Source organism: Sphingomonas flavida (assembly GCF_036663655.1).
In the GTDB taxonomy this organism is placed as follows: domain Bacteria; phylum Pseudomonadota; class Alphaproteobacteria; order Sphingomonadales; family Sphingomonadaceae; genus Sphingomonas.
The window spans coordinates 1-9,667 of record NZ_JAXOJH010000035.1 but is presented as its reverse complement, the minus strand read 5'-3'; the positions used below and the strand labels follow the sequence as shown (position 1 = coordinate 9,667).

Here is a 9,667-nt window from a genome sequence, read left to right as displayed (position 1 = left end):
CCGAACCGTTCGGCGGCCTGTCGGCACGATAGCCCACCCTCAACAGCCGCAACGACACGGTCCCGCAGATCACGTGATAAAGCTCGACCCATTCGCGCCAGCCTCCTTCCCCAGCACAGATCGTGAATCAGAAAACGGCCGTCATGTGAAGCCCCGATGATTCAATTCGGCTGAAAACCGCTCTAGCTGTTCACACTATCCCATTGCGACGATGAAGGAGGTGCTGTTCAACACCACCATGTCATTCAAGCATACAGCAATCTGGAAGGCGGCCTTCGAAGCAAGCCGCACCGACGCCACTCCTGAAGAGCAGGCCCGCCTTGCCGGTTGCTACGACGCGATGCGCGCACGTGCCAGCATGCTCGTCGCAAAGATCGCCAGCGATCTTCCCCACATGACCGTCCATGACGTCACGCACCTCGATGCCCTGTGGGAGATGGCGGCCATTGCCGCTGGTAAGAATGTCGAGTTCAACCCTGCCGAAGCGTTCGTCTTCGGCGGCGCGATCCTGCTGCACGATGCAGCGATGACGCTTGCGGCCTTCCCTAGTGGGATCGCAGAGCTGCGCGAGCAAACCGAATGGCGCGATCTGCATGCGCGGTATCTGACATCTGTCCCGGCCGGCGACACGGCCGCCGCAAAGGAAGCTGAAGACCGCGCTACCGCGGATGCGCTCCGTCTGCTTCACGCCAAACAGGCCGAGAACCTGCCAATGATCTCATGGATCGGCCCGCAGAAGCAGCCGATGTTCATCATCGAGGATCAGCAGGTCCGCAACTTCTATGGTCAGAAAATCGGGAAGATCGCCTATAGCCATTGGTGGGGTATATCGAAGGTCGAGGAGGAGTTGTCGGGCACCCTCGGTGCCCTGCCAGACGTGACGAATTGCACGGTCGATCTGCTGAAGGTGGCCTGCCTGCTCCGGGTCGCTGACGCGATGCACCTTGACCAGCGCCGGGCACCGGCCTTCGAGTTCGCGCTCGTTCAGCCCACGGGCGTCTCGGCGGATCACTGGAAATTCCAAGAGCGAATGGCGAAGCCGTTCGTCCAGTCCGATGCACTCGTCTATACGGCGCAGCCGCCTTTCGAGGCTTGCGATGCCGATAGCTGGTGGACAGCGTTCGACGCGCTCCAGATGGTTGATCGGGAGCTGCGTGACGTTGATCGTGTTCTCCGCGACCGTCAAAAGAAACCGCTCGTCGTCCGGCGTGTCGAGGGCGCGCATTCCCCTAGCGATCTCGCCCGAACTGTCGAAACGGTGGGTTGGGTGCCTGTCGACAGCACCGTTCGCGTCAGCGACGTCCCCAAGATCGTTGCCACACTCGGTGGCAGCAAGCTTTATGGCGACAGCACTGCGGCACCGATCCGCGAGCTGATTCAAAATGGCCTCGACGCGATAACCGCGCGACGGCGGCTGCAAGGACGTCCGCCTAAATGGGGCGAGCTCCAGGTGCTGCTTCAAAAGCGGGACGACGGATATTGGCTCTGCTTTGAAGACAATGGCGTCGGAATGTCCCAGACTGTCCTGACCGGTCCATTGATCGACTTTGGAAACTCTTTTTGGAAATCGTCGCTAGCGATCCAGGAATTTCCCGGTCTAGCCGCCGCGGGCATGAAATCTCGCGGCAAATATGGAATCGGCTTCTTCTCGATCTTCATGCTCGGAGATTTGGTTCGCGTCATCAGCCGGCGTTACGATCGTGACACGCATTCTGCACGCGTGTTGGAATTCCGTCATGGGCTTGGCTCACGACCCAATCTGCGCAACGCCGATCCCAATGAAGTGCCTATGGACGGCGGGACGCGGGTCGAGGTTAAGCTCAAGACTAACCCGTTCGAGCCCGACGGGTTACTCTACCGCAAAAACCCATTTTCAAAGGGCAAAGTGGCCAAGCTGAGCCGGGTGATTGCTGCGATTGCGCCCGCTTGCGATGTGGCCATCACCGTAACCCAAAACGATGAGCCGCTCGGCAGTACCTCAGCCGGCGATTGGCTCGAGATCAACTCCGCGACGTTGTTGAATCGGATAACGGGAGGTGACGACACCGACGACAACGATGAACCTTCCTCGCTGGTCAAGCCGTGGGAGGACCTTGTGGAGCTGCGAGACGAGGATGGGAAGCTCTACGGGCGCGCGCGCATCGATGCGGCAAACCAGTGGTCGACTTCTGGTCTGCTTACGGTCGATGGGCTGGCCGCGAGCAAGATCGGGTTGATTGCGGGTATCCTGATCGGCGTCGAGACAACCGCGTCGCGCAATTCCGCGAGCCCTATCGTGCCCCCGCCGGTGCTTGCATCCTGGTCGTCCGAACAAGCGATAGCGCTTGCCGCCGCCGAAATACCCGACGCGGAAAAAGCGCGAGCGGCGGCCATCGTAGCGGGTTGCGGCGGCGACGTTGGGGAGCTGCCGGTTGTCTGGTGGCAGGAAAAATGGATGACCGCTTCGCAATTTGTCGAGGCGGTCGAGCCGCTTGATCGGCTGGAGGTCTACGAAGGTACCATCAGTCACGAGGATGACGATGACGTCACCAAGCGCGAGTTCGAGTCGTCGTTCAAAGCCAATGTCAAGATCGCCCAGACCGCCGACGGAAGGTACGGCAGACTGCGCGATACCGACTGGATCTCCACCGTTACAAAGGGTGGCGGCTCAACGCCTCTCGATGTGATCGAGGCGCTTCTATGCGAAGCATGGGGGAAGGTCGAGACCGAGGAGGACACACTCGTCGTCGGCGAGTCCAACGGGACTGACATCTTTCGCAACGTGGGCATCTACACCCCGATGTCGGGAGACGGGGACGAGGAAGCCGAGTAACCGTGCTCGGTTGTTCGCGGCACCGCTCGAATTAGCTTAAGATCGACAGTCCCGCCTTTGCTTCAGCGCCGTGAGCCGCCTGTGACTATAGCGAGTTCCTTCATCACGATCGTGAAGTTTCGTTCGTCGCAGAAGAAGTCGATCGGACGGTGACTCAGGAAGAAACGTTTGGCGCTGTTCAGCAAAAGCCGACCTCTCTCGTCGCGCGCTTGCGCGCGAAGGAGGTCGAGCAGGCCCGTCTGCCTCCCCCTGCGTCGCAAGGAGGACGCTGTGAGCCGCCTTTCAGCCAGCTGAAACAACCAATGTGGTCAGATGAATGAATGTCCGCTTACGGCGAGCGCATTAATCGCGCCGAATGACCAACTTTGGGTCAACCGGAACGAGCCTGCGCATGCACGCAATAGAAAACTCATCACAGCCCACCTTGGAAGTCGAGGGTGAATCGATATGGCAGCGGGGTGCCGGGTCGCTTGCCAATCTGTCGAGAGGGGGTTGCCTTGACCAGGACGAGACTGCCGTCTGCCACGTTGACGGGTATTCCTTGTGTAAGATCGATCCGCTTCGACCACCCACCGCCGAGCACCGTCACGCGCACGATCAGGCGGCCGGCCCAAACGCATTGAACATCTTTAGGGCAGCGGCTGTCTTCGATGACGCGCTCCGGGCGCACACGCGGGCCGTTGACCGCGGCGATCTGGCCCAGCCGCACCGGACCTTCGACCGGACGGACAGAGGTGCAGCCGGCGACAATCACCTCAAGGCACGCCATCACCACGGCCCGCATGCCAGCGGCGCGGTCAGCCACAGGATGAGGAGACTATGCGGCCATCGGCAACTGTGACTGTAATGCGCTCCACCCGGTAATCCTTCGTCATCGCATCGCCTGGCGGCAAACGCCTGATAATTGAGCTGTGCGTACGGCGGAGAATAACCGCATCGTCGGGTGCAACCTGCCCGACAAGGTTTGCGGCGGCCTTGGGGTTGCAGGTCGACAGCTGGGCCGGGGCGTTTTCGCCCGTCGTGGTACAAGCGCCCAGCGCAGCCAGGGCGATCAGCGCTGTCATCGTCAACGAGGTGTCGGTTCGCATGCTATTACTTTCGTCAAACATAACCCTGGATCGCAATCGAACGAAGCTGAACGGCTGTGGTGCGCCGGGCATCGTACCGGTCAACGTTTACCGATTAGCTCGGTGATCGGCAGCGTCTGGGGGGCTGTGCGCAACGTCTCGGCCAGCGGACGGTGCGCGTCGCGGTCGCACCCATAATCATACACGAGGTGACCCGCGCCACCTTCGCCGGTCCAGGTGACGTCTACCGAAGGAAGATCGGTTGCGTACACCCTGCAGGTATCGGGCCCGGTCAGCAGCACTTCGCCCACGGGCAGATAGGGTTGCAGCCGATCGTAAAAACTCGCGACCTGTGCCGGTGTGGCTGTGAAGCGGCGCTCGCCCACTACGGCCGTGTTGCTTGTCCCGGTGAAGACCCCGGCGCCATCCGCACTGATCGTCACGCTATAGACCGGGCAGAACCCATGGCATGGCGTCGTCGCATAGGTCAGGCTGCGGATTTCAGAACGGGCAGATGCGACGGCCTGTGGCTCCACCTTGTGCTCGGTCGTCGCACATCCGCTCAGCGCCAACGTCGTTCCTGCCAACCACATCAACCGCATCATTACCTCCCGCCAGCCATGTTCGGATTTCGATCTCCAACCCACCACGTCATGCCGCGACAAGTTCGATGTTGGGATGATCGCCAATGATCTCGAGGACGATATCGAAATAGGTTTGCCCAGCGCCTCGCTCGAGAGCAGCCAACTGACCAGCGATTATATCGACATTGAACGTGCCGGGCCGTTTGAGCTTTTCCGCCAGGAACGTGCGCGTCGCTGCGAGGCCGAGCGCCGATCTGCTGACGTCTACGTCCCGCCAGATCAGTTTGACCAGCTCATGCCCTTCGATCGCACCATAGCCCCCATAAAGCAGGTCGTTCAACGCATCGAGGCTTTCGCCGAGCGACCAGCTTTCGTTAGCCATGAAGACACGATTGATCTCGGCATAGAATGACGGAATGTCGACGATGGCATGACCGAGAATCTCCAATGTCTTGGTCACGTCAGGTCAGCCCGCCGCCATGCCCTCGACCGCGTGCAGTGGGGTCTGCTCGAACATGGCGGGCTGTTCGACTGCTCCGAAAAGCTTTGCCGTCAGCGGTGCAGAGATCGTGCCGGCGCCGATGTTCAGCGTGATCCTGGCGACGTGCACCCTTCGACTGCGAGGAAAGACGGGACCGGCGATCCAGCGGATCTCGGCCGCTGCGCGATGGCTCGCTGCAAGCCGAAGGGGCACCATTACCGGGCCCGGGTGCATCCCGCGCGGCGCCTGCCGGACCACCGGGGCAATGCGATTTCGCGCATCGCGTAGCCGTACCTGGGGCAGGGCGGCCAGCAGGCAATCCTGACCCATGTTGCGGACCGATAACCCGGTTCCCGAATGCGACATGCCATTGAAATCCCCATCGCGGCCGTCGAGCGATAGGCGAAGCTGACCTGCTTGACAGGGTGGCGGTAGTGGAGACGACGCAGCGAGAAGCAGCATAGCGATGATCGGCATGTCCCATCTCCAGTAAAAGTAAGCGGTGCGTAACGAACAGCGTTGGAAAGGCGGTGTCCGTGATGCCTGGCCTCGCATCAGTAGCGGCAATAGCCCTCATCACGGGACAGCATGAGGCAATCCGTTTTTCCTGCAAGGGCGCTGCGATTGATCATATTGCTCTTGCTCGGACGGAGGGTCTCGGTGACGCCGTTGCGCCGGAAGCTCAAGCCCGCGGGCGTGACCTTGCCAACGAATTTGCCGTGCATATCGGCGTCGAGCCCCCATTGATTGTCGATCACGAAGCCGCTGTCCTGGTGACTGATCTTCAAATACGTGCCTTCGCCGCCCCTCCAGCGGCCAACAAATGCGGCAGGGGGTAACAGGCGCGTTGCCGTGCTCGCCTGAGAAAGCCTTGCCCCAAGCGTCGTCGCCCGTGCCTTGGTGACCTTGATCCAGCATTGCGCGACGGCAAGCGATGCCATCGATCCGCCGCTCCGGCCGCGGGCAAGGCAGTCGCGATCCCGTGACTTCAACCAGGCGCGTTGCTCGGCAAGCAGCGTCTGTTGCGCGGCCGGTCGCAGTTGGCCGCGCACGGCAGCGTAGCGAGCGCTCATCTGCGCATCGGCGACGCGCAGGTCGTGTGCCGCACAGCGCTGCATGTCAAACGTCGACGTGCACCGGGCAGGCGGGGGATCACGAAACGTCGGATTGTTCATGAAAGCGCCAGCGGTCTGCGCGCTCGCAGGCATCGCACAGAAGAAGCCAGCGACTACGGCAGAAAAACCCATAATTAGCTTCACGTTCTTGTCCTCCTGATCCGGCCTGCGCTCGATGTGACGTGCCTAATATGAATGTGCGATGGCAAGGCCATACAAGCAGCAACGCCACTCGACGTGGTGGCAGTGGAACAGACGGGATGGCATCCGCGGTAAACGTCAGTCGCGCGCGCGCGGAAGCGCTGTCTTTCCTTCCCTTTCGAGCAGTCTGGGCGATGGATCGGGCGGCGAGCTGTGACGCCTATCCAGATTATCGAATGGCTGAAGTTGGGAGGCTGAGAAGGGGCCTGAATGTCCACAAATGGGTCAGGCTGATCCAGAGCCGATGGCTGCGATGCTCATCGATTCAGGCGCAACGACCTGCCAGTCAGCCTCGCCCCCAGCCGTCACGCTCAGCGAATAGCTTCTGCATTACGACCATATTGTCGGTGCCCCATTGGCATAACGGCTCAAGCGCTCGGGCGAGGCTCTGGCCAAGTTCGGTGAGCGTGTAGTCGACCCGCGGCGGCACTTCCTTGTAGTCGGTCCGGCGCAGGACGCCGTCCGCTTCGAGTTCCTTGAGTTGCTGGATCAGCACCTTGTCACTGACGTCGCGGATGGCGCGCTTCAATTCCCCATAGCGGGTGGGCCCACGTAGCAAAAAGTACAGGATCAGGGGCTTCCACTTTCCCGAGATGACCTTGAGCGTGGCGTCGAGCCCGCAGGTGAAGGCAGGCGCGATGGGGGCAACGGCGTGATCGTCAACCAGTGGCATTTCAGACATTAAAGGTACTTACCAAAAGGTGCATACTTGTCCTTAGGTAGGCCGCAAGCCAACTGCGTGCAACCAATGAATGGAGGCACTTTTGACCAGACTGAACGGGAAGATCGCTGTTATTACCGGGGGTGGCACGGGGATTGGCTTGGCGTCAGCGAAGCGGTTCATCGCCGAAGGGGCGTTCGTGTATCTGTTCGGACGCAGGGCGGATAAGCTGGAAGCTGCTGTGACGGCGCTCGGCGGCAATGCACGGGCAGTCCCGGGATCGGTTACCGATGCTGGCGATCTCGACCGGCTGTACGACACGGTGAAGCAGGAGCACGGCAAGCTTGACATCCTGTTCGCCAATGCCGGCACGGGGGCATTGTTGCCCTTGTCCGAAATCACGCCCGACCATGTCGACGCGACGTTCGACGTCAATGTGAAGGGCACGATCTTCACGGTTCAAAAAGGCCTAAAGCTGATGGAGGCCGGCGGTTCGGTCATCCTCACCGGCTCAACCACAGGCGTCATGGGGACTCCGGCATTCAGCGTCTACAGCGCCTCAAAGGCGGCAGTCCGCAACCTGGCGCGCAGCTGGGCGCAGGATTTGCGGGGCACGGGTATCCGGGTCAATGTCCTGTCACCGGGGCCGACTTTGACCGAGCTTGCCGCCGAGGTCGTTGGCCGTGATGCCATAATCGAGATGGGGGCGACGACGCCGATCGGACATGTTGGCGAGCCGTCAGAAGTCGCGGCTGCTGCTGCCTTCCTGGCATCATCAGACAGCAGCTTCATGACGGGCAGCGAGCTATTTACCGACGGTGGCCTGGCGCAGATTTGACGAAGTGCTCCAGTCGGCTTGAGGTCGGCTGGCACCATCAAACCAGCCCGCGGAGTGCCACACCAATAGCAGCTGCGACCTTCCGGCCACCGCGCCACGCGATGACAGTGCCGGAAGGCCGACATGAACGAATGGCAGAAATCAGGAACGTAAAAATCGGTCGGGAATGACCTCTTCTGGGTCCAAGCTGCCGAGGTTCCGTCTAGCGCCGATGGCGTGCTAGGAACGTCCACATCGCCTCATTGTCTACGACTGACCAGCTGTGTTCTCCCCCGCGTGTAACACGCGCTGCAACAGTCGCCCCGTCTGGGCAGCGTGCGTAACCTTGCTCGTAGATCATAGCGCTCAGATTGCGAGCGTAAGGTTAGGAGCAGCCGTTTAGCACGGCCCAGCGTTGTAGGGCCACGGTCTGGGCATATTGCCAGTAGGAGGCACCGCCTCCTGTGATCGGGTTTGTGGAATCAGCGTCGCCGGCAAAAGCTAGAACGGGCATCGGCACTTCTGGGCGACAGGTTGCGGGATCGGCCTGCGTCCGATCGGACGCGAGCGGGCGTCCGGCGCGCAGTCCGACAACTGGCGCAATCGCAGCGAAACGTCGAGCGGCGACGCAGCCGAGCCAAGAACTCATCCGCCCACCACCCGACAAGCCGGTTACGTATACGCGTGTGCGGTCGACACAGCCAGTTGCGACAAGCCGGTCGGCCAGCCCCGTCAGATAAGCCACATCGTCGCGTGCGTCCTTTGGCGGCAAGGTACCCGCCACCGTAGGGACGCCAGGAATATTCCAGACAAAGCCATGAGCTGCTGCAATACCGCCGTCAGGCGCTACGACCACAAAGCCATGCCGATCCGCCGTGTCAGCAAAATGGCTATCGCGCAGTATCTCTGCCCCAATGCCTGTGCTGCCGTGCAGTAGAATCACAAGCGGCATGGGCTCGGCTGTGGGCGCCACGGGAAGGTAGACCAATGGCCGTTCGGGTAAGGCGTCAACGTCGCCAAGGCGGCACTCGGCATGAGCGACAGCAGCACCGAAACAAAGGCTCAGGGCAATCAGAAGACGAAGAATCACCATGTTTCCGATCCCCGAGGTCAGCCAGTTGCTCTCAGAAGCGATTACAACACCAATTGATGGGTGTCCAAAGCTGGCGGCAGGCGTGGTCGCCGTGACGATCTGCTGTGGGTCGGCTTGCAGTGATTGTGGCCGCGGATCACGCCTGGATATTGAACAAGACCGAAGCACGGCTTATTTCGGTAGAACGTTCACCGACCATCCGCCTAATAAAGGCATTATCTGCCTTCGAACCTGCCCACCTCAGTCAGCCTAACCACCGCGCAAAGCCTCCATAGCATCGCGGTACCTTCTCTCTTGGTCCGCGCGCGCCTTCTTGAGCCGTTGGTGCTCTCGATCATGATCGTCTTCCAAGGCTTGGCGTTCCTTTCGGAGCGATGCCTCGCGGGCGACCAGATCACGCCGCGCCGCATCGTATCGTTGCTCGGCTTCCTCGATTAATTGTACCGCCTGATCGAGTTTTGACCGAGACGGGCGAGGCTTTGGCTTTGTGGGTCGGGGCTTCGCCTTAGGCAGATAGGCATCCGTCTTTTTCGTCGGCTCGAATTTCGGGTTCGCTGGTAAAGCGGCTATGTGCTCATCCATGGTTCCACGGATTTTGCGGACGACTTGGCCCGGGTGCGTCAACGGCTCCTTCATCAGCGTGGCGTCAGTAACCTCTTCCGCCATACCGCGAGCGAACAGGTCCGCATCCGCACCCCAGGCTTGCAATGCAGCCTTTCTGAGATGGCCCCCTAAATGACCTGACAGGGTCTCGCTCTTGGATAAGAGTGAGGCATATGACTGAGCATACGACCAGGCGTTACAACGACGGCGAGGTCCTCTCCGGGGTTCAGCGC

11 protein-coding genes are annotated in these 9,667 nt (G+C 60.8%); 2 read left to right on the top strand and 9 right to left on the bottom strand.

What is annotated here, in order from left to right; genetic code table 11:
* Nucleotides 1-211 precede the first annotated feature (211 nt).
* Complete coding sequence (locus U1703_RS18560; protein WP_332786928.1) at nucleotides 212-2,812, top strand: HD domain-containing protein; 2,601 nt, start codon at nucleotides 212-214, stop codon at nucleotides 2,810-2,812.
* A gap of 412 nt (nucleotides 2,813-3,224) precedes the next feature.
* On the opposite strand, the gene U1703_RS18555 is transcribed toward U1703_RS18560, so the two are convergent.
* From U1703_RS18555 to U1703_RS18525, 7 genes are all read right to left on the bottom strand, one after another.
* Nucleotides 3,225-3,596, bottom strand: coding sequence for a hypothetical protein (locus U1703_RS18555; RefSeq protein ID WP_332786927.1), 372 nt, complete (start codon nucleotides 3,594-3,596; stop codon nucleotides 3,225-3,227).
* A gap of 13 nt (nucleotides 3,597-3,609) precedes the next feature.
* The gene (locus U1703_RS18550) at nucleotides 3,610-3,900 is read right to left on the bottom strand and encodes an I78 family peptidase inhibitor (RefSeq protein WP_332786926.1); all 291 of its coding nucleotides are present in this window, start codon (nucleotides 3,898-3,900) and stop codon (nucleotides 3,610-3,612) included.
* A gap of 80 nt (nucleotides 3,901-3,980) precedes the next feature.
* Entirely contained in the window at nucleotides 3,981-4,484 is a 504-nt protein-coding gene (locus U1703_RS18545; protein ID WP_332786925.1) for a DUF6438 domain-containing protein, read from the bottom strand.
* A 46-nt stretch (nucleotides 4,485-4,530) separates the two neighbouring features.
* On the bottom strand, nucleotides 4,531-4,923 hold the full coding sequence (locus U1703_RS18540) for a barstar family protein (protein WP_332786924.1): 393 nt from the start codon (nucleotides 4,921-4,923) through the stop codon (nucleotides 4,531-4,533).
* 6 nt (nucleotides 4,924-4,929) lie between these two features.
* Nucleotides 4,930-5,421 carry a DUF4232 domain-containing protein gene (locus tag U1703_RS18535; protein ID WP_332786923.1) on the bottom strand — a complete coding sequence of 164 codons (492 nt, stop codon included), beginning with the start codon at nucleotides 5,419-5,421 and terminating at the stop codon, nucleotides 4,930-4,932.
* A gap of 77 nt (nucleotides 5,422-5,498) precedes the next feature.
* Complete coding sequence (locus U1703_RS18530) at nucleotides 5,499-6,203, bottom strand: lysozyme inhibitor LprI family protein (RefSeq protein WP_332786922.1); 705 nt, start codon at nucleotides 6,201-6,203, stop codon at nucleotides 5,499-5,501.
* Nucleotides 6,204-6,546: 343 nt separating this feature from the next.
* Nucleotides 6,547-6,933: a winged helix-turn-helix transcriptional regulator gene (locus U1703_RS18525; RefSeq protein ID WP_332786921.1), complete on the bottom strand. Its 387-nt coding sequence runs from the start codon at nucleotides 6,931-6,933 to the stop codon at nucleotides 6,547-6,549.
* A gap of 91 nt (nucleotides 6,934-7,024) precedes the next feature.
* Here U1703_RS18525 and U1703_RS18520 point away from each other — a divergent pair, with 91 nt between their 5' ends.
* The gene (locus U1703_RS18520) at nucleotides 7,025-7,759 is read left to right on the top strand and encodes an SDR family NAD(P)-dependent oxidoreductase (protein ID WP_332786920.1); all 735 of its coding nucleotides are present in this window, start codon (nucleotides 7,025-7,027) and stop codon (nucleotides 7,757-7,759) included.
* 364 nt (nucleotides 7,760-8,123) lie between these two features.
* On the opposite strand, the gene U1703_RS18515 is transcribed toward U1703_RS18520, so the two are convergent.
* Nucleotides 8,124-8,831: a CE1 family esterase gene (locus U1703_RS18515; RefSeq protein WP_332786919.1), complete on the bottom strand. Its 708-nt coding sequence runs from the start codon at nucleotides 8,829-8,831 to the stop codon at nucleotides 8,124-8,126.
* 249 nt (nucleotides 8,832-9,080) lie between these two features.
* A complete protein-coding gene (locus U1703_RS18510) occupies nucleotides 9,081-9,578 on the bottom strand; it encodes a hypothetical protein (RefSeq protein ID WP_332786929.1) in 498 nt (165 codons plus the stop codon).
* Nucleotides 9,579-9,667 lie beyond the last annotated feature (89 nt).

Excerpts from the sequence above, each read along its gene's own strand:
- U1703_RS18525 (WP_332786921.1), bottom strand. The coding sequence starts at position 6,933 with ATGCCACTGGTTGACGATCACGCCGTTGCCCCCATCGCGCCTGCCTTC.
- U1703_RS18550 (WP_332786926.1), bottom strand. The coding sequence starts at position 3,900 with ATGCGAACCGACACCTCGTTGACGATGACAGCGCTGATCGCCCTGGCT.
- U1703_RS18560 (WP_332786928.1), top strand. The coding sequence starts at position 212 with ATGAAGGAGGTGCTGTTCAACACCACCATGTCATTCAAGCATACAGCA.
- U1703_RS18545 (WP_332786925.1), bottom strand. The coding sequence starts at position 4,484 with ATGATGCGGTTGATGTGGTTGGCAGGAACGACGTTGGCGCTGAGCGGA.
- U1703_RS18555 (WP_332786927.1), bottom strand. The coding sequence starts at position 3,596 with ATGCGGGCCGTGGTGATGGCGTGCCTTGAGGTGATTGTCGCCGGCTGC.
- U1703_RS18535 (WP_332786923.1), bottom strand. The coding sequence starts at position 5,421 with ATGCCGATCATCGCTATGCTGCTTCTCGCTGCGTCGTCTCCACTACCG.
- U1703_RS18515 (WP_332786919.1), bottom strand. The coding sequence starts at position 8,831 with ATGGTGATTCTTCGTCTTCTGATTGCCCTGAGCCTTTGTTTCGGTGCT.